The sequence below is a fragment of the uncultured Allofournierella sp. genome, assembly GCA_944382705.1.
In the GTDB taxonomy this organism is placed as follows: Bacteria; Bacillota; Clostridia; order Oscillospirales; family Ruminococcaceae; genus Allofournierella.
The window spans coordinates 1-19,362 of sequence record CALWNE010000001.1; the positions used below are offsets into that span (position 1 = coordinate 1).

At 51.1% G+C, this 19,362-nt stretch carries 18 protein-coding genes, 1 tRNA gene and 1 pseudogene; 5 read left to right on the forward strand and 15 right to left on the reverse strand.

The window, feature by feature from the left end; genetic code table 11:
• From ACH2EM_RS00005 to ACH2EM_RS00025, 5 genes and pseudogenes are all read right to left on the reverse strand, one after another.
• Positions 1-314 (reverse strand): annotated as a pseudogene (locus ACH2EM_RS00005) (4Fe-4S binding protein); the annotation flags it as partial.
• The gene (locus ACH2EM_RS00010; RefSeq protein WP_395149968.1) at positions 311-520 is read right to left on the reverse strand and encodes a 4Fe-4S dicluster domain-containing protein; all 210 of its coding nucleotides are present in this window, start codon (positions 518-520) and stop codon (positions 311-313) included. The gene ACH2EM_RS00010 and the pseudogene ACH2EM_RS00005, both read right to left, overlap by 4 nt.
• A 684-nt stretch (positions 521-1,204) precedes the next feature.
• Positions 1,205-1,873 (reverse strand): hypothetical protein, encoded by a 669-nt coding sequence (locus ACH2EM_RS00015; protein WP_395149969.1) that lies wholly within the window; start codon positions 1,871-1,873, stop codon positions 1,205-1,207.
• Positions 1,874-2,455: 582 nt separating this feature from the next.
• Positions 2,456-3,184, reverse strand: a complete 729-nt coding sequence (locus ACH2EM_RS00020) for a hypothetical protein (RefSeq protein WP_395149970.1) — start codon at positions 3,182-3,184, stop codon at positions 2,456-2,458.
• Between the two features lie 668 nt (positions 3,185-3,852).
• Positions 3,853-3,929 (reverse strand) — tRNA-Pro (locus ACH2EM_RS00025).
• Between the two features lie 300 nt (positions 3,930-4,229).
• Between ACH2EM_RS00025 and ACH2EM_RS00030 the strand changes: the two genes are divergently transcribed.
• Positions 4,230-4,472 (forward strand): hypothetical protein, encoded by a 243-nt coding sequence (locus ACH2EM_RS00030; protein ID WP_395149971.1) that lies wholly within the window; start codon positions 4,230-4,232, stop codon positions 4,470-4,472.
• Between the two features lie 155 nt (positions 4,473-4,627).
• Here the strand turns inward: ACH2EM_RS00030 and ACH2EM_RS00035 are convergent, their stop codons facing one another.
• The 8 genes from ACH2EM_RS00035 to ACH2EM_RS00070 form a co-directional block, all read right to left on the reverse strand.
• Positions 4,628-5,839, reverse strand: a complete 1,212-nt coding sequence (locus ACH2EM_RS00035) for an AGE family epimerase/isomerase (RefSeq protein WP_395149972.1) — start codon at positions 5,837-5,839, stop codon at positions 4,628-4,630.
• Between the two features lie 88 nt (positions 5,840-5,927).
• Positions 5,928-6,845, reverse strand: a complete 918-nt coding sequence (locus tag ACH2EM_RS00040; protein WP_395149973.1) for a dihydrodipicolinate synthase family protein — start codon at positions 6,843-6,845, stop codon at positions 5,928-5,930.
• Positions 6,846-7,225: 380 nt separating this feature from the next.
• Positions 7,226-7,474 (reverse strand): hypothetical protein, encoded by a 249-nt coding sequence (locus ACH2EM_RS00045; protein ID WP_395149974.1) that lies wholly within the window; start codon positions 7,472-7,474, stop codon positions 7,226-7,228.
• Complete coding sequence (locus ACH2EM_RS00050; protein ID WP_395149975.1) at positions 7,443-8,900, reverse strand: hypothetical protein; 1,458 nt, start codon at positions 8,898-8,900, stop codon at positions 7,443-7,445. The genes ACH2EM_RS00045 and ACH2EM_RS00050 overlap by 32 nt, the downstream gene beginning before the upstream one ends.
• Before the next feature lie 194 nt (positions 8,901-9,094).
• A complete protein-coding gene (tsf, locus tag ACH2EM_RS00055; protein WP_395149976.1) occupies positions 9,095-10,009 on the reverse strand; it encodes a translation elongation factor Ts in 915 nt (304 codons plus the stop codon).
• Between the two features lie 39 nt (positions 10,010-10,048).
• Positions 10,049-10,771 carry a 30S ribosomal protein S2 gene (gene rpsB / locus ACH2EM_RS00060; protein WP_395149977.1) on the reverse strand — a complete coding sequence of 241 codons (723 nt, stop codon included), beginning with the start codon at positions 10,769-10,771 and terminating at the stop codon, positions 10,049-10,051.
• 172 nt (positions 10,772-10,943) lie between these two features.
• Positions 10,944-12,791: an LTA synthase family protein gene (locus ACH2EM_RS00065; protein ID WP_395149978.1), complete on the reverse strand. Its 1,848-nt coding sequence runs from the start codon at positions 12,789-12,791 to the stop codon at positions 10,944-10,946.
• 213 nt (positions 12,792-13,004) lie between these two features.
• Positions 13,005-13,325, reverse strand: coding sequence for a PRC-barrel domain-containing protein (locus tag ACH2EM_RS00070; RefSeq protein ID WP_395149979.1), 321 nt, complete (start codon positions 13,323-13,325; stop codon positions 13,005-13,007).
• Between the two features lie 342 nt (positions 13,326-13,667).
• On the opposite strand from ACH2EM_RS00070, the gene ACH2EM_RS00075 reads away from it, so the two are divergent.
• The 3 genes from ACH2EM_RS00075 (at position 13,668) to sigE (ending at position 16,070) form a co-directional block, all read left to right on the forward strand.
• Positions 13,668-14,294 carry an HAD family hydrolase gene (locus tag ACH2EM_RS00075; protein WP_395149980.1) on the forward strand — a complete coding sequence of 209 codons (627 nt, stop codon included), beginning with the start codon at positions 13,668-13,670 and terminating at the stop codon, positions 14,292-14,294.
• 163 nt (positions 14,295-14,457) lie between these two features.
• Positions 14,458-15,378: a sigma-E processing peptidase SpoIIGA gene (locus ACH2EM_RS00080; RefSeq protein ID WP_395149981.1), complete on the forward strand. Its 921-nt coding sequence runs from the start codon at positions 14,458-14,460 to the stop codon at positions 15,376-15,378.
• Positions 15,379-15,398: 20 nt separating this feature from the next.
• On the forward strand, positions 15,399-16,070 hold the full coding sequence (sigE, locus tag ACH2EM_RS00085; RefSeq protein WP_395149982.1) for an RNA polymerase sporulation sigma factor SigE: 672 nt from the start codon (positions 15,399-15,401) through the stop codon (positions 16,068-16,070).
• Between the two features lie 233 nt (positions 16,071-16,303).
• On the opposite strand, the gene ACH2EM_RS00090 is transcribed toward sigE, so the two are convergent.
• Positions 16,304-16,813: a hypothetical protein gene (locus ACH2EM_RS00090; protein ID WP_395149983.1), complete on the reverse strand. Its 510-nt coding sequence runs from the start codon at positions 16,811-16,813 to the stop codon at positions 16,304-16,306.
• Positions 16,814-16,965: 152 nt separating this feature from the next.
• On the opposite strand from ACH2EM_RS00090, the gene sigG reads away from it, so the two are divergent.
• Positions 16,966-17,736, forward strand: a complete 771-nt coding sequence (sigG, locus tag ACH2EM_RS00095) for an RNA polymerase sporulation sigma factor SigG (RefSeq protein ID WP_395149984.1) — start codon at positions 16,966-16,968, stop codon at positions 17,734-17,736.
• Positions 17,737-17,906: 170 nt separating this feature from the next.
• Here sigG and ACH2EM_RS00100 read toward each other — a convergent pair.
• Positions 17,907-19,362 (reverse strand): Smr/MutS family protein (locus ACH2EM_RS00100; RefSeq protein ID WP_395149985.1); only part of this gene is annotated, 1,456 nt, incomplete at its 5' end.

Below are 19,362 nucleotides of genomic sequence, written 5' to 3' on the forward strand. Positions count from 1 at the left end.
AGATAAGTATTCCAAAGCATTAAAAAGAACATGGCAAAGAAAAACGCCAGAAATCCATACCGGAAGAATTTGCTTTTCATCCAGCCGGGGATATCCTTTTTGCGGGACAGGCCAAACCGCCCACCCAGCAAGCCGAACAGCTGCCCCCGCCCACAATAGCGGTTGCAGTAGCCCTTATTGCCGCCAAATACTGCAATAAGCAACGGGATAAAAAAGCACAACAAGCCCAGCCATGCAAACAGGATATTGAAAAACCCCAGAATCAGGTAAAGAGTGGATACAATCCATAAATAGTCGTACCACTGCTTTTTCATCCCTCTACCTCCAAAATTTCAATCACGCTGGCAGGGCATTCTCTGGCACATCGGCCGCAGCCCACGCACTTGGCACCATTAACCTGTGCTGCAATGCCTTTTTCAATTTCAATAGCCTGCACCGGGCAAACCTTTACGCAGCAGCCGCAGGCCACGCAGACTGTGCGGTCTACCACGGCTCTGCGCCGCCTCTTTTTCAATTCCATGGAGCACCTCCCTAATGAAGTTAGGCTGTTATACCGCAGGCAAATAGCTCCATACCATGATGAACTCACACGGATTCTTCATTTCCTAGATGTTCCAAAGCCAAAGCGCCTTCTGTGGCCTGTTCCAGGCTTTGTGGTTTTGGCAAAGGTGCGTCAGGTTATACAGGTCTTGCCGTTTAGTGTTCTGCGTCTTTTTCAGGCAGGCTCTGCTGGACCAGCTCCTGGTAAACGGTATAAGTATGGCTTTCTATCTAGTTTCAGAAATCATTGATTTCATTTTTATGGCTCAAAAATTATTTAACGCCTAAAATTTATCTTTCAAACCACTTTTGTATATCCTCATTTTGTTTTCTATCCATTTTTTAGCCCACAAACCCCTCATTTTTACCCCTAAACAACCCATTTTTCCACTTCTAATCGTTTTTTACTCTTAAAATCACTAACTGTCTGACTTTATTATCTGACTTTTCCGTACAATTTTTCACCCCACTTTAGCTCACTAAATTTTCGACGCTCCTTAAATTTTTTCTTAAACAAAACAAAAAGCACGCTATTCCTATAGAATAAACGTGCTTTTAATTAGTTATTACGGTCTGTGTCTACCTCGACTGTTGCTGGTGAGTATCCCATCCATAACCGATTGCCTTTGGTTTGTTCCCATGTCTTCCAACCATGGTATCCTTTCTAAATTGCATAGCCTTTTAATGTCCAGCCTGGCTCATTTTGTACCTCTATCGTTCTACATATCTGGTCTCGCTTATAGGGGCCCGATACTGTTCGATATACCGTCATGCCATTCGATTGCTTTACTGCTTCCTCATAAAACTTTACAATGCTTACTTTTCTCCACGAGGTAGTTGTTGTCGGTATTGATGGCATTTCTGGCGCACTACCAGGGCTTTCCCCAATACTACCACCATAAGCACTAGCATCATACGTTGCCCATTGCTCCTCTACCTTGTCACGATAAACTACATGCATACCCCAACCTTGTTTGGGTGCTGTAATATCTGAATATAGTAGCCAACCCCCCTCACCAGAACTATTGCCTTGCTTCGCTGTTGGAGGTCCAAAACCACTATATTCGTCTGTCTCTACTAGCTTTAATGCTGTTGCAAAATCTCCATTTGTGAATATACCTATCCACTTTCCACCACCATAATATGGAGTTTCACTCACTAACTGAGCTATAGCTGGCATGTTTAAGTATTGAGCTATATTGCGTATCGTACCATAAATCCAAAATGTGGAGTTGTTCCTCACCATGGTTGTTTGCTTCCATGTAATTGGCCTAAAATAATAAATCGCTTCAACTACAATTCGATAGTCGCCTGAACTATACTTATCCATCAATGTTTGTACATCATCCCCAGCGTACCCAAAAACATACTATATAAATGCTATAGCATTTATAACGCTTGTATCATAGCTGGTGCGGTTTTCAAACCACTTATCAAGCTCTTCGCCCCACGGCTCATATCCCATGAATGGAGGCTGTAACCCATGTAAATCTCCCTATATCTCAGAGTATGGCACACTTATAGTCCGTGTCTTGCTACCTATGGATGTCGATTTCATTTCATACGAGTTTGCAGGTACGTCAGCAAAATACATGTCTACTACCTACTAAACTACTTGTCCGCTCTAATTTTCTAGGTAGCATCTGTAGCCACCACACCAGGCGCCATATCCCCCAGCAAGCTAGTCGCCACCGCCAGTTACTCCAGAACCACTACCAATGTCAATGTCTTCCGTGGCTGTACCAGAGCTTGCGTCGTTTATATCTAGCCCGTAAACTGTAAAGTTGTCTGTCATCTAAAGGCATATTGCTAATGTTATCTATAGTATGAACGCTGCTATGCACTTTAATATTTGCTACTTCCTCGAGCTCTACACGTTCATAGAAGTCTCTGTCATGTGTTAAACCTCCTTTGCTTATTGCACATTTACGCCCCTGTCTCGGAGTTCATTTATTACTGCCTCAAAAGCTTCAGTGTCTTGAAAACGTTCATTTATGCCCTGCGCTGCTTCTTCCGCTGCTCTGTTGTCTTCCTCTGTTGTCCAGCTAATGCCGTCACCCATGCCCCCAGAAGCATCAAACAGCCCATCTGCTTCTAATGCATCTAAATTAACTCTACCGTCTTCTGTTAGATACTTGTCTGAATTTACAGCACTGCTTACTCCACCGCTGCTTGTTGTGTTGTTCGCTCCTGTGGTGGTATCGGTGCTTTGGTTGGTGCTGTTGTCTGTTTCGTTGGTGGTTTCGTTATTGTTGTTACCAGATAACCATGCGAGGTAATCATCTAACAAGACGTTGTCACAACCTGCTTCCTTGTCTTGCTGCGCTTGCTCATAACTTATATTGCCATCCAGCAACCACTCATATAATGCATCCCTTAAACTTTCATTTCCTAATAGCTCCTCATCGGTTACGCCCATGTCCGATTTATATTGATTCGTATATGCATCAAAATCATAGTGGGTTTCTTCTTGTTGGGTGGTGTCTTCTGCTTCGGTTTGTATGTTGTCGGTTTGCGTGCTTTCGGTTTGTACGGTCGGTTCTGATGTGGGGGTGTTTTCTGTTGTTTTGGTTAATGCTTTGCAGGCCACAAAACCAGCAATGAGTGTAATCACAATACCAAGTGCAAGTATCTTTCGATTCATTTATGCTTCCTCCAAATATAAACTGTAGAACAACTACCATATTGTATATCATCTGGTTCTTGTGTTCATTTTTACCATAGTAATGCTTTAGTAAAATCATATCGCAATAAACTGTATTTGGCAAGAAGCTATCTTCCGTTATTGTTAGGTATCAATCTCCCTTAGTTACTCTCTCTGTATATTTGAAAGCGTGTGTATTATATTTATACGCAGAAAATCAGGTACTACTTTGCAACGAAAAAAGCCATCCATCTTTGTAGTAAAGATGAACGGCTAACCTTATTGCTAGCTGAAAAAACTTTATGTTGTTGATGTTAGTGAAAAGGAATCGATTTCATTATTGAAATATTGTTTTTAATGAAAATGTAAAAATGTAAAAATGTAAATTTGTAAATGTGGCCTGACGTTTTGCATAGTTTTAGAGGTGAAAATTTTACGCTAGGGAAGTGGTGAGTTTATTCTGTTTTTGATTTTCCTGTAGCGAACCATGTAGCGAACCGCTTGGAAAACGTATAAAACCATAGCAAAACGCAGTAGAATATCGCTACATTAGCTTATGGGATGAACAATAAACAACACGCTAAAATAGCTTTGCGAATCATTTGCAAAAATTACGGCAAAGCCTTGTGTAACAACAAAAAAGCCACCGGTCAAAGACCGATGGCTTTTGGTCCGAGTGGCGAGAGTCGAACTCACGGCCTCTTGAACCCCATTCAAGCGCGCTACCAAACTGCGCTACACCCGGATGTCTTTCTGGTGTTTTGCACCAGCGACGATAGTTATTATAGCGCACCTTTTATAGAAAGTCAACAGATATTTTATGGTTTTACTGTTTTTATAAAACTTTTTATAGTATTTAATCTATTATTGGGCAATCTATAACTATCTCCCCGATTTTTGCAGATTTCAGAGGGGCATAACCGCCTTATTTTGCCTTGCGAAAGCAACCGATAAAAGCTTTTGAATCCACAAAAATTTGCATCGCTGTTTTTTTTGCTCACCCCTGCGGGGAGAAAAATTTATTGCTTGAAAGGAGCATTCCTGTATGTGCTACGACCGATTCAACGACCTGTATCCTGCGAAGGACCCTCGCAATTCTCGTGCCTTGCATCGCCCCAGTAAGAACGCTGCCCGCTCCAAAGTTCGCAAGGAGCCTTTTTCCAACGAGGCACCTATCTTTCCTGTGGTGCTGCCCCCGGTGCACACCCTGCAAACACAACAGCCTTTTCAGGCGCCCGCCACAGACCCCAACACCCTGGGTGCAAGCAGCCCTGAACCGGTTGAATAAACCTCTGGCGGAACACCCGGCATCCCCTGCCCTATTTTAGCTTTACAGGCAAACCGAAACCCCAACACAGACTGCATCCAACCACAACAAAACCCCTGACCATCCCCTTTAGAGGGGGGCGGTCAGGGGTTTTTAGTTACCAGAGATTGCTTGTATTAGCGGGCCAGAATTTCACCAATGAGCTGATCCAGCATAATTAGGCAGCGGGGCAGATGGAAAGGCCCTTTAAAGGTGGAACCCTTGCAGGCAGGCTCGGTGGGCTTGCCATCCCGGCGCAGATAGCCGTACCAATCGCCATATTCAGGGTCGCTGAATACCTTTTTGCAGTAGGTCAAAGTTTCGTCAAAAATTTTCAGGTACTTTTCATCCTGGGTATCCCGGTAAATCATCATGCTGGCAATCAGCAGCTCGTTGTGGGGCCACCACAGCTTCATGTCATGCTCGTAAGCCTCCGGGGGCAAACCCTTGCAGTCGATGAAATACAGCAAGCCGCCGTATTCCTTATCCCAACCGCCTTCGTAGGCGTAGTCAAACAGAAGCTGTGCCTGCTTGCGGAGTGCTTCGTCCTGGGTGTGGTTCGCCTGTTCCATTACAAACCAGCTGCATTCAATGTCATGGCCGGGGTTTACCACACGGCCTGCGGTGTAATCCATCTGTAGTTCCCCATTGGGGCCAACGGTTTCCAGTGTGCACTTCATTTCGGGTTTGAAATGATAACGGAAGATAGCGTCGCAGCATTCCTTGGCCCGTGCATCGTACAGCTGGGTATTTTCCGGGTCACAGCGGCGCATTACGGCGGTAATGTTCAGGTAAATCATGGGGTCAGCCAGGGCACGGCCGGTACGGGTTTCGGGTATGGTTTTGGGGCCCATACCGGTGGGGTCTTTTATCAGGCCGTTGTTCAGCTGATAAATCAGCTCATAAGCACGGCGGGCACGCTGAATGCACTCTTCCTCGCCGGTTACGCCGTAATATTCGGCATTGGCAATGGCATAAAACCCTTCGGAGAAGCAGTAGCGGCGCTGACGCAGGGGCTTGCCGTCGGCAGTTACGGTAAAGTACATACGGTCGCCAGCCTGGCGGTTGATGCAATACTTCTCCATAAAGTCCAGGCAGCTCTTGGCTGCATCCAGCCACTCCTGTTTTTTGCCGTACACATGGCACAGGTAAGAGAAGGTCCAGGCGCAGCGCCCCTGAAACCAAACGCTTTTATCGGTACTAAACAGCTTACCGGTACGGTCCAGGCAGGTATACACCCCGCCGTGCTCCTTATCCATGCCATTTTTGAGCCAGAAGTTAACGCAGCGCTCCAGCTCCTCACGCACCCATGTTTGATATTCCTTCAATTGTTCTGCGTGCTTATCCATTGTTGATTCATCTCCCTTATTTACAATGCAGTCTCAAAAAAGCCAGACGCTCTCACCCAGGGAGCGAAGCGTCTGGCAGGTTATTCAATCAGCAAAATTTTGCAATGGCCTCGTCAATCATCTTGGCACACTTGCTCACCTGCTCCATATCCTCAGGGAACAGGTTGGGCAGCGGTTTGCGAACGCCGCCAATGTCCAGGCCCTCACGAATGCGCAGAATCTCCTTCATTACGGCGTACAGGTTGCCCTTGCAGGCACACATGGCGTAAATAATGGCATCAATGGCGTACTGCACCTCACATGCCTTTTCCAGCTGGCCAGCCTTCAGCAGCTCGTCAGCCTTCAGCAGCAGTTCCGGCATAACGGCGTAGGTGCCGCCAATGCCGCCATCCGCACCAATGGCACGGCCGGAAATAAACTGCTCGTCGGGTCCATTGAATACCACAAACTCGGGACCGCCTTCCATCTTGAACATCTGAATGTCCTGTACCGGCATGCTGCTGTTTTTAACAGCAACCACACGGGGGTTTTTGCGCATTTCCCGGAACAAGGGCATGGTGAGAGCCACACCAGCCAGCTGAGGAATGTTGTAAATAACAAAATCCGTGTTGGGTGCAGCGGAAGAAATATCGTTCCAGTACTGTGCAATGGCATGCTCCGGCAGTTTAAAATAGATGGGAGGGATGGCAGCAATCGCATCCACGCCTAGGCTTTCGGCATGGGCAGCCAGCTCCATGCTGTCGGCCGTGTTATTGCAGGCCACATGGGCAATTACTGTAAGCTTGCCTTTTGCTTCGCTCATAACAGCCTCCAGGGTCTGCTTGCGCTCCTCCTTGCTCTGGTAGATGCACTCACCGGAAGATCCGCACACATAAACACCCTTGACGCCCTTTTTAATAAAGTAACGGGTAAGCTCCTTGGTGCGCTCCATGCTCACATTGCCTTGTGCATCATAGCAAGCGTAGAAAGCAGGAATAATGCCCTGGTATTTGGAAATGTCTTTCATCCTTTTCCTCTCCTTTTAAAAATCTGGTTTTAAGGTTGGTTGTGTAACAAGTATTTAATGGGTCTCTTGCATCTCTGCAAGCCCTGTTAAACCGCACTCCGGCACCGCACTGCAAATGGTTCAAGCCCAATCTAGCGGGCCACTTTTTGCAAAACGGCGCTTACAAGCTGCTGTTAAATTGTTTGCTTAATATGCTTCTATGGTATCACCAGTGAAAAAATTTTTCAATTATGAACTTCTACGAATCTACTCCCCGTAAACCCAGCATATTGCACAACCGTTGCGCTTTTTCTGCTCTGATAGCGTCCTTGCTGCCAATTTTTCAACCAAAGGATTTTGTTTTTCCAAATTTATCGTCCCACAGTCGGAATATGCAGGAATTATTTTACCGGCTTTCTTTGCAATGGATTGCTGTTTTTTGCAAATAGTTGAAAAATTTTTTCAAAACTTTCACCTGTAACAAGGTTATCCCTTTTAAAACGCTTGCATAACACCTTGCTCAGTATCTGGCGCATCAAAAATGAGCCTCCCCCCAGCCATGGCCCAAGGCCTGGCTGGGGGGAGGTTACTCTTCCCTCTGCCGTTATGCAGGCACCATTAGCCTTTGCGGCCAATTCCATACCGCTCATTCATGGCGGCATCCTGCACAGCGATAACCTGAATTTTATAAGGAATTACACGGTGCCTGTACAGTGTTTCAGCCATGCGATCCCCAATGTAGGCAGGGGGCAACGGCCAGGATGGATCCAGGGCAGGAATATGCAATTGCAGCATCTCATCACCCCGTTCAATTCCCTGCTCAAACTGCTGTAAGATATCCTCATTGATTTTTTGCGCCTGATGCACATTGGCCACTGGGTTGATACTGCCCATAAAGGAATACACCTGGATGGAAAATAACTGCAAAACCAGCAGCAGCGGGATGCAGGCTTTTGCCAAGGGCAGTTTTTCCGCAATGTAAACTGCCAGCAAAACAATACTACCCAATGCCCACACAAATGCTCCCAGGGTTACATCTGCCCGGGCAATGTAGCTTGGTATGGTAACACCGGTAAGAAGCAGCAAAAAGATAAGCGACAAAACAGCCGATGCCACCATATATGCAGCCTTTTGCGCAACGGCCTTTGTGTAGTCTTCCTTTCGATTTGCAGCCATTAAAACAACGCCCAGCACCACACATCCAACGGCAACGCCTTTGAACATAGGCCCATAGCTGGTTTTAAAAAAGTACTGCATCGACTGTAAAAGCCCCTCCCTGAACGACACTTGCGAAAGGCTGTCTGCCCGGCCGCCATTCAGCTCAAACACCAGCGAAACAAACCAGGCCGCAAGAACCACCAGCGGAAAAGCATTTTTGCAAACCATCTGCCGGAGCTGGAACGGCAGCTGGATGGATTGCAAAATTTTAAATCCACACCACAGCGCAAGCAGATAGGAGCAATATAAATTGGAAAACACCAGCAGGTAGGCAGCCGCCAGCAAAATACTTTTAGGCAGCAAATGCTTGTTGGTGGTAAAATCGTACCATTCCGGGTGCAGTTCCAAAAGTCCTATCATGCTAAAAATCCACAGGGTAGGAATGGTATAAAAAAAGTAGCAGGTGGCATCTGCCGAAAAAAACAGGTAAGAATTATTGCTTACTCCTACCTTAAAAATATTGAAATGCAGCAGCAAAAAAAGCGCCGTTGCACCAAGCGCAATGGATTTGCTGCTTGTGACTTTACAGCACAAAAACCGGTAGACCACATACAGATATCCCACAATGCTTGCCGATACCGCCGCCCCATAGGCAGTGGTCAATGCACCCAGATAGTCTCCGGTTAGCGGGTAAAGAATAAATGCTCCAATGTTTGAAACAAAGGGCATAAAAATTTCCGGCAAAATACGGGTAGGGTTCCACCCTCCCCAAATTGGAACCGGCGAACGCATATACGAAGCGTACAGCCAATCGTCTGCATCAAATACCACAATGGGATTGATGCGAACAAAAAACAGCATCAGTGCACCGAAAACCGCAAAAAAGAACATTGCAGGTGCAAACTTCTGCTTGTGCATCTCTCTCTCCCTCCCTCAATCTTTACGGTCCACTTTACTTTACAACTTCAACAGCGGAAAACCGATTTTATTTCTATGCCAAAAAGAAGGAGCACTCCTTTAGGGAGTGCTCCTTTCTTTTGTGCATACGAGGCTGGCACATCATCTGCCAGACCCAATACAAACTTGAATCTTTAAAGTGGATTCAGCACCAATTACTTGGTCATGCTGGCAACTTCAGCTGCGAAGTCGTCCACTTTCTTCTCCAGGCCTTCGCCCTTCTCGTAACGAGCGAACTTGGTGATCTTGATCTCGCCGCCCAGAGCCTTGCCGGTGTTCTCAGTGTACTGAGCGATGGTCAGGTCGGGGTCCTTAACGAACTCCTGCTCAACCAGGCAGTTCTCCTTGTAGAACTTGCCAATGCGGCCCAGAACCATCTTTTCTTTGATAGCGTCGGGCTTGTTGGCGTTCTTGGGATCGTTGGCAATCTGAGCCAGCAGAATTTCCTTCTCCTTCTCAATTACCTCAGCAGGTACATCGGCCTCGCACAGGTAGCCGGGGTTAGCGGCTGCAATCTGCATGGCAATGTCCTTGCCGTAAGCGTCGAACTCAGCCTTGGAAGCAACTTCCTCGCTGGTTTCAAAGCCAACCAGAACAGCGTGGGTGCCGCCTGCATGGATGTAAGCAGAGCATACACCCTCAAAGCGCTCGAAACGACGGATCTTGATGTTCTCGCCGATAACCAGGATCTTCTCCTTCAGAGCAGCCTCAACGGTATCGTCGCCCAGCTTGCAAGCCAGCAGAGCATCCACATCAGCGGGGTTCTGCTCTACGATAACGCCAGCAACATCCTTAACGAAGTTCTGGAACATCTCGTTCTTGGCAACGAAGTCGGTCTCAGCGTTTACTTCAACCACAACGCCAACCTTGCTGGAAACGGTAGCGTATACCATACCCTCAGCAGCAATGCGGCCAGCCTTCTTCTGAGCAGCAGCCAGACCCTTCTCACGCAGGTACTCAACGGCCTTGTCGAAATCGCCGCCAGACTCGGTGAGAGCCTTCTTGCAGTCCATCATGCCGCAACCGGTCTGCTCGCGCAGGTTCTTAACATCTTGTGCAGTAAAAGCCATTTTAATTATCCCCTTTCGTTGTTCGGTGCAGGAAAGCGATTAAGCCTCGGCAGCCTCGGCAGCCGCAGCAGCGTTCTGCTCGCCCTGACGGCCTTCCAGAACAGCGTCGGCCATAGCGCCGGCAATCAGCTTAACAGCACGGATAGCGTCGTCGTTGCCGGGGATCACGTAATCGATCTCGTCGGGGTTGCAGTTGGTGTCAACGATAGCCACGATGGGAATGTTCAGCTTGCGAGCCTCAGCAACAGCGATGCGCTCCTTGTGAGGGTCAACGATGAACATAGCCTTGGGCAGGCCGTGCATGTTCTTAACACCGCCCAGGAACTTCTCCAGCTTCTCGATCTCCAGCTCCAGCTTAGCAACTTCCTTCTTGGGCAGCAGCTCAAAGGTGCCGTCCTCGCTCATCTGGCGCAGCTGCTCCAGACGGTCGATGCGCTTACGGATGGTGCGGAAGTTGGTCAGCATGCCGCCCAGCCAACGAGCGTTTACATAGTGCATGCCGCAGCGCAGAGCCTCTTCCTTGATGGACTCCTGAGCCTGCTTCTTGGTGCCAACAAACAGAATCTCGCCGCCCTCGGAAGCAACTTCGCGAACAAAGTTGTAAGCCTCGTCCAGCTTCTTAACGGTCTTCTGCAGGTCGATGATGTAGATGCCGTTGCGCTCGGTGAAGATGTACTTAGCCATCTTGGGGTTCCAGCGACGGGTCTGGTGACCGAAGTGTACGCCTGCTTCCAGGAGCTGTTTCATAGATACTACTGCCATGTTTAAATCCTCCAAAAATAGTGTTTTTCCTCCGCATTACCTGCATGTTCCCCCACCCTTGCGGGCACAGGAGAACAAAGCAATGCGTGCGTATTGCTGGTACAGTATACCACACCGAACCAGCCTTTACAAGGCTTTTGCTCAAATAATTTGGCTTGCAGCCAGGCTTTTTTTACTTTGACGATTCGTTGTAGCCCGGTGCACCCCAGCTTTTGCCAAACATCAGGTCGTATTGCAGCAGCCAGTGGTTTTCAAACCACTGTTCCTGCTGGCTATCCATCTCCTGGGTGGCGGTTCCATCCGGCTGAATGGTCACCCCCCTGGTGCGGCTGCGGTAAACCGAAAGCTGGTTGAGCAGATATTCATAATAGGCCGGCTTTTCCATCCCAAACAGTTCCATAAGCACCGGGCTCAGCTGGTAGGCAGCCAGGGTGCCCAGCTCCACCGGCTGGTCCCAGTAGTTGCACCAAATCAGCAGCGGCATCTGGTGCAGCTCTGGGGATTCGCTGGTTGCATCGGGCACATAGCCTGTGGAGGTATACACCTCGTACCCGCTGCCGATGGGATTGTAATGGTCGCCCCAAAACACCAGGATAACCGGTTCCTCCACCTGGCTGAAATAGTCGGTTAGCTGCCCCAGCATTTCATCCGCCTGCTGTACGCCGGTTGCAAAATCCTGCAAAGCTCCTTTGGTTTTTTCGCTCATGGTGGCAGGTGCCTGCAAAATCTGCACCAATTCCTCTGGGTCGTAGTTATCCGGCCGATAGCTGGTGTGGTTCTGCATGGTAACTGCGTGCAAAAACAGGGGCTTGTCCGTCTGGCGGCTTTCCCACAGCTCCTCAATCTTGTTGGCCATCTCCCGGTCGGTCACCAGGCCGCCCTTCCACTCTGCCCCACGCTTTTTTTCTGGATTTACAAAATCCTCCAGCGAGATAAAGCTGTCAATGCCCAGGTTTGGGTAGGCTGTGTTGCGGCTCCAAAATTTGCCATAGTAGCAGTGAACCGCCTGGGTGGCATAGCCTTGCTCCTTTAAATAAGAAGGCAGCGAAAACATGGGATGCACCACATGCTGCTGAAAGGGCTTGCTCCCGCTGGGCAAAAATTCTGTGGAGTAGCCGGTCAGGGCCTCAAACTCCACATCGCAGGTGCCTCCCCCAAAGCTGGGACTGTACAGCTTTCCGTAGGCTGCCTGCTGCTGCAACCGGTGCAGATTGGGGGTGAGAGCCCGGTCAAAGGTTACCCCGTACTGCTCCAGCTCGGAGGCATCCCAGAAGGACTCATCCATCACAAAGATAATGTTGGGCCATGTCACCTGGCCATCCCCCTGCTGGGCGTAGCTGCCTTCAAATTCCGGAGCAAGGTCCTGCTTTTCTGCTTCCTCCAGCAATGTTTCTGCCGTGTTTTGGTTATACCCAGCCGGCTTTTTTACATTGATATTCTGGATATTGGTAATAAACCCTGCAATCACGCCATAGTTACGGTAGTACCGGTTCTGCATCCACATATCCGGCACAATCCCAATGCTGCGGGATAGCCCCGGGCTTAGGAACACTCCCACCACCATCGCTCCCACCAGGGCGGTGCCCAGCCCTGCTGCCAAGCGGCTTTGCCAGCGGCGCTCTGGTTCCTTCACCAGCACCGCCAGCACTGCCAGTACCGCAAACAGCAGCGCCGACACCCCCATGGACAGGGTCATTTCCAGCCCGGCCTGGCCTGCCACGCCCACAGCCTCCGAAACCTGCATCACATCCCAGGGAAAGAACGGTTCTCCCCGAAGTTTGAGCTTAAAATAAGTAATTGCAGCCGGTACACAGCCTGCAATGGCCGTAACAAGCACCGCCGCAGGATGGCACCGGCTGAGGGTGGCAACTGTTTGATAAAGGCAGGCCAGCAGCAGCCAGCTGAACAGGTAACTGGGCAGGTGGGGCAGCACATTGCTTGTCCACACAGCTTGGGTAAACTGGCCCCGGTGCACCCATTCGGTGCAAACCAGCACCAGCAGCCCCACCAGGGGTGCCATAAGCCAGGCCCAGGCTGCAAATGGCCTTTTTTGGGGGGGTGCCGGCAGCCGCCATATCGTTTTTTGTTTTACAGGTACAGGCAAAACCCATTCCTCCTTTAGCTCAGGCAGTGTACTGCTCCTGCTTTGCCGCAAAAGCACTGCCATGTTGAAAGGCAAGGGGCAGCGGTGAGCGTTCTTCCCTCACCGCCCCCTTGTTGCAGATGGTTCCTATTATATACCTGTTTTTTCGGTGGACGCAAGGGGAGCCTTGGCAAACATACCGGAAAAAAGCCCTTTTTGTTCGCATTGTAAGGCTTCCTGCTCTTTTAATTCCACCAAAATCACATCCTGCCCAATGGACACCACCTGTTCCCAGGGGATACGCAGCTCCTGCCCTTTGCCAAGCCAGCGAAGCCAGCGGGGCCGATCCCGTAAAATCAAGCCTTCCAGCCGCCGGGCCTGGGGGTCCAGCCAAACATCATCCGCCCGGCCCAGCTTGATTCCTGCGCCCAGCTGTATAATATCTTTGCAAAACAGTTCTTCTGCTGTCATAATAACACCACCTTTCGTTACCATAGTATGCAGCACCGGCAGGTTGATGTGTAAATTCATGGGACGCTCTATCATTTTGTCACAAAATTTGCTATACTTTTGAATAAAAGCAGCACCTGCATCATTTCAGGCAGTGGAGCGTGGCGGAATTTTTTGTGAGACGAACCCAAACCCCAGTCAATCTTTGATGAACTGGCAAATATTTTGGAGCAACATCGCAGAAAGTTTTTGCGCACTGCACTGTCTCAGCCTTTTGGCGCAACTTATACGGTGCTGCCTAAAACCCTGGCCCGCCCTACACGGCTGGCCAGTCCACTCTGTAACCGAAGGAGAGAAACCAGGATGTATAAGAACATCATTTTTGACCTGGGCGGCGTTGTGGTGGATTTTAATCCCAAGGAATTTTTGCTGGAACGCTTTTATAACGAAACCATCGAAACCATCGTATACGATTTAACCTTTGGTAGCGAGGAATGGGCGCTGCTGGACGCCGGCAAACTCACCCAGGAGCAGGCCTATGGCCAGATGCTGGAAAAAGCCCGCACCGCTGGCCGTGTATTTGAGGTGCAGAGTGTGCTGGATGACTGGCCCCGTATGCTCAAAACCCGCCGCCGCACCGTAGAAACCATGAAGCGGCTTAAAAACATGGGGTTTTCGCTGTATTATCTGTCCAACATCTCCCACGAAACCCTGGAGCTGATTCGCAAGCGGGACTTTTGGCAGCTGTTTGACGGCGGCATTGCCTCCTGTGAGGTGGGCATCAACAAGCCGGATGCAGGCATCTACCAGGCCCTGCTGCAAACCTACCAGCTGGATTGCAGCGAAAGTATTTTTGTGGATGACCGAAAAGACAACACCACGGCCGCTTTTGATTTGGGCATTACAGGCATCCACTACAAGGGCAGCGCTTCCTTCATTCGTGCCCTAAACACCTGCGGCATTCCCCTCACCGGCCGTCTGGTGGGCTAAACCTCTAACAAAATTTATCCTCTGCACTCCTTCCTGTCATCGGGAAGGGGTGCATTTTTTTGCATTGTTCAGCTCTCGTGCAGGCGTTTGAAGGTCGTCCCCTTTTTTGACAGCATCTGCCCGCCTTGTGGCGGTACAATCAAACACAAAGGGAGGGATGCCATTGAAAACCGTTATCTACCTGGATGTACTGCTGTTGGTGAATTTCCTCATTGCGTATCTGTTGCTGCGGTGTGTGGCACAGCTAAGCGGCGCCGTCTGCGGCCCTTGGCCCTGCCTGGCCGCGGCCGGTTTAGCCGCCGGGTGTACACTCAGCCTGTTGGCACCGGATTTTGGCCTTGTGCCCGGCCTGGCATTTAAAGGCATCAGCGCTGCGTTGGTGTGCCGCATTGCCTTTGGGTTTTGCGGCTGGCGGGGGCTGCTGCGCCAGACAGTGTGGTTTTTTGCGCTAAACATCGGTCTTGCCGGTTTGGTTTTGTGGGCAGTGCAGCAGCAGGGTGCCCAAGGGATGCACACCAACAATTTCTCGGTGTATCTGGCCCTCTCCCCCACCCTGATTCTGATTTGCACCGCCGGGGTCTATCTGGTTTTACGGCTTGCTCTGCTGGCCTTTGGCCCACCTCAAAACGCCCCCCGGCTGGAGTTGCAGCTCACCTTTGCAGAGCAGCAGCCAGTTACACTCACAGCCCTGCTGGACACCGGCTTTTCATTGCTGGACCCTGTGGGCGGTAAACCTGCCTTGCTGGTTTGCTATGAGTCCTGCCGCAAAGCCATTCCGCCCGAGGTACAGCCCTTTTTTGCCGCCTTTTTGAAGGGCCGCCTCTCTGCCCCGCCACCCCATACAAAACTGCGGCTTATCCCCTGCCAAACCGCTGCCGGGCAGCGCACACTCCCCGCTCTGGACGGCATTTTAGTGAGCCTGCAAAGGGATTCCCGTCGATACACCGCCCCTGCATTGGTGGTTTTTACCGACCAGCCTTTGGCAGATGGCACCATTCAGGCCCTGGTGGGCCAGCGTTTTTTACACACCCTCACCCAGGAAAGGAGTCGAACATCGTGTATCACCCCCTCATTGCCCAAATAAAACAACTGCTGGCGGCATTTATGCAATGGCTTCAAATGCCGGACTATATCTATTACATACATGGCCCCCAAACTCTGCCGCCGCCCCTTACCGCCCAGGAGGAGCAGCAGATTTTTGCCGGGCTGGAAGCAGGCAAACCCGGCTGCCGTGACCTGCTCATTACCCACAACCTGCGGCTGGTGGTGTACATTGCAAAAAAATTTGAAAGCCCCACCACCTCGGTGGAAGACATGATTTCCATCGGCACCATTGGGCTGATTAAGGCCGTAAACACCTTTGTGCCCTCCAAAAACATCAAGCTGGCCACCTACGCCAGCCGCTGCATCGAAAACGAAATTTTGATGTACCTGCGCAAAAGCAGCAACCGCCGCCAGGAGGCCAGCATTGATGAACCCCTCAACACCGATGGAGACGGAAACGAACTTCTTTTATCGGACATTTTGGGCAGTGACCAAAACCTCATTGGTGCACAGCTGGAGCAGGAAGCAGAAAAAGACCTGCTGCTTGCCGCAGTAAACCGCCTGGCCCCACGGGAACGCACCATCATGCAGCTGCGGTTCGGTTTGCTGGACGGCAACGAGCGTACCCAAAAAGAGGTTGCGGACCAAATTGGCATCTCTCAAAGTTACATTTCCCGGCTGGAAAAACGCATTATTTTGCGGCTGCGCCGGGATTTGGAAAAGGCGTTGTAAAAAAGCCGCAACCTGCTTTTTCAGGCATACAAACAGTTTGCCCCGCCTCTTTCTTATGCCTTTGTTCCCACAGGCAGATGCGGGCTCTCAATAAAAACGCTGACCTGGCAAAACTTGCCGGTCAGCGTTTTTTGTTGGCTTTAACCCTTGAGCCCCTCTATGAGCCGCTCTATTTGATATGGCTGGGCTTCAGCCAGTTTTTCAGCAATTACTCTGCGCTTTTATTTGCAGCTTTATTCCAGTGGGCTGGCCTGTGTGTCGGTTACAAACCGCTCCAGCAAACCGCCGGCCAGGCCCATCTCGGTACGGGGCAGATAGAGGGCAAAATCAAACCCATTCCGCTGCCAGCGCACCAGCACTGCGCCGTTTTGTTCCTGGCGCAGCTCGGTGCGCACCCCTGCCACCATACGCACTGACAGCTGGTCAAAGTCCGGCATCTCCCATTCCTCCAGCCGCAGATCCTGGCCCTCAAAGGCCACCCGGAGAACCGCCGTCCACTGGGGACGAACCAAAAATTCCAGCTGTGCAATGCGGCGACCAAGCAGATAAATCCGATCCAGCCGCAGGTAGTCCTGCTGGGGCAGACGGCTCATCCAAAATCCTGCAGGCACAAAGCTGGGTTCTCGGTAAAGCCGTTTTTCTTTTTCCAGATAGTCGTGGTACAAGCTCCATACAAAAGCAAGGGCGGCCACCCCCACTACCAGCAACCCGATTGCCAGCAAAACAATTCCTTCCTGCGTCATACATGACCCCTCCTTTTTCGTACTGCTTGCCTTACTGTATGCTGGCGCAGCCGTTGGAGTGCAGCATACTTCCAATATTTCACTGGTTTTGTGCGGTAATGCTTCGTCCATACTCCCAGTACCCTGCAACAGGGGCAAGGAGTGTGATGACCATGCCTTACAACAAGGTGGAAATTTGCGGTGTGAACACCGCCAAGCTGCCGGTTTTGAAAGAAAAAGAAAAAACGCAGCTGCTGATTGCGGCCCGCAATGGGGATGCCCAGGCCCGGCAAACCCTGATTCAATGCAATCTGCGGCTGGTGCTCAGCGTGGTACAAAAATTTACCGGCCGGGGGCAATGTATGGACGATTTATTTCAGGTGGGCTGCATTGGCCTGATGAAAGCCATTGACAATTTTGACCCTACCATGAATCTGCGGTTCTCCACCTATGGCGTTCCCATGATTGTGGGCGAGATTCGCCGCTTTCTGCGAGACAACAACAGCCTGCGGGTGAGCCGCTCGGTGCGGGATACCGCTTACCGTGCCATGCAAGCCAAAGAGCAGCTGCAAAAAGAACTGGGGCGGGAACCTCATATGCGCGAGGTGGCCCAGCGGGTGGAACTTCCCCTTTCCACCGTAACGCTTGCCCTGGAAAGCGTGGTGGACCCCATCAGCCTATATGAACCGGTGTACACCGACGGTGGAGACACCCTGTATGTAATGGATCAAATCGGCCAACCAGAGGGCGAAGAAAGCTGGATTAGCAGCATTATGCTGAAGGATACTCTGCAAGAGCTTTCCCCCAGGGAGCGGCGTATCCTGACACTGCGGTATCTGGCCGGCAAAACCCAGATGGAGGTAGCCCAGGAAATTGGCATCAGCCAGGCCCAGGTGAGCCGGTTGGAAAAACAGGTAATCCGCCAGATTAAACAGCAGATTTAACGCCAAACAGCACAAAACCCCCGGCCCTCTCCTGTATGGGAGAGATAACCGGGGATTTTGTTTTTTGCCTGACTTGCGGGCCAGGCTGACGGCAGCCACCGGGCGTGTGGCTGTTGGCCACCGGGCGTGTGGCTGTTGGCCGCCGGCATGGGCATTGCCTGCCCCTGTGTTTATTTTAGTTCCACCACCGTTACGCCTGCTTCACCCTCGCCGTACTGGCCCAGGCGGAAGCTCTTTACATTCCGGTGGCCACGCAGATGGGCATGGATGGCTTTGCGCAGGGCGCCGGTGCCCTTGCCGTGAATCAGGTATACCATGCTTTGCCCATTCATCACTGCATGGTCGATGAACTGGTCGGTTTCCATGAGGGCTTCGTCCACCGTCATGCCCAGCAGATTAATTTCCATGCTGGCTTTGCGCTGTACCCGCTGCACCGTGGTGCTGCTGCGCTTGGGCGCCGCCGACTTGGCAGGGGTCTTTTGCAGTTTATCCGGCGCTTTCAGGTTGCTCAGGGGCACCTTGGTTTTCAGGATGCCAGCCCGCACCTCCACCAGGCCGTTCCGGTCCGGCAGCGAAACCACGGTAGCAGTCTGGTCCAGGTCTGCAATCACCACTTCCTGGCCTACCTTCACCTGCTTGAGGGGCACAAACTGCTTGGGTGCTACATGGGCCACATCGGTTTTGCTGTACAGCCGCTCGGTCTCCTTCCGGGCAATTTCCCGGGCACGGGCCGCACGCTGGGCGGCGCTGGTTTTTTCGTCCTTTTGCAGCTGGCGCAGCTCATCGGTAAGGGCATAGGCTGCATCCTGCACCTGCTGAGCCATCTGACGGGCTTTCAGCCGGGCCGCTTCCAGCTCGGTTTCGCCCTGCTGTACCAGCGCATCGTACTTTTTGCGGGCAGATTCCAGCTTGTGTTCCGCCTCGCTGCGGGCCTTCTCCACCTCGTCCTGGCTGGCCTTCAGCTGCAATTTCAAATCATCCAGCTGAGCCAGCACACTGTCCAGCCGCTTGTCATCGTTGGAAAGGTGGGTTTGTGCCCGCTGAATAATCCGCTGAGGAATGCCCAGCTTTTCGCTGATTAAAAACGCATTGGACTTGCCGGGCACGCCCACGCTTAGTTTATAGGTGGGGCGCAGGCTTTCCACATCAAACTCACAGCTTGCGTTCATAACACCGGGGGTTTCCAGGGCAAAGACCTTCATCTCCGCGTAGTGGGTGGTTGCCATAATCAGTGCACCCTGGCTGCGCAGCTGTTCGATGATGCTCACCGCCAAGGCTGCGCCTTCCGCCGGGTCGGTACCGGCGCCCAGCTCATCCAGCAGCACCAGCGTGCGCTTGTGGGCCTGGTCCAGAATGCCGGTAATCTTTTTCATGTGGCCAGAAAAGGTGGAAAGACTCTGCTCAATGCTCTGCTCATCGCCAATGTCCACTAGATACTCCTCAAAAACGCAGACGGTGCTCTGCTCATGGGCCGGAATCAGCATACCGTGCTGCGCCATGGCACACAAAAGACCGGCTGTTTTCAGGCTGACGGTTTTACCGCCGGTGTTGGGGCCTGTAATCACAAGGGTATCGTACCCCTGGCCCAGGGCAATATCCACCGGCACAGCTTTTTCCTTATCAATC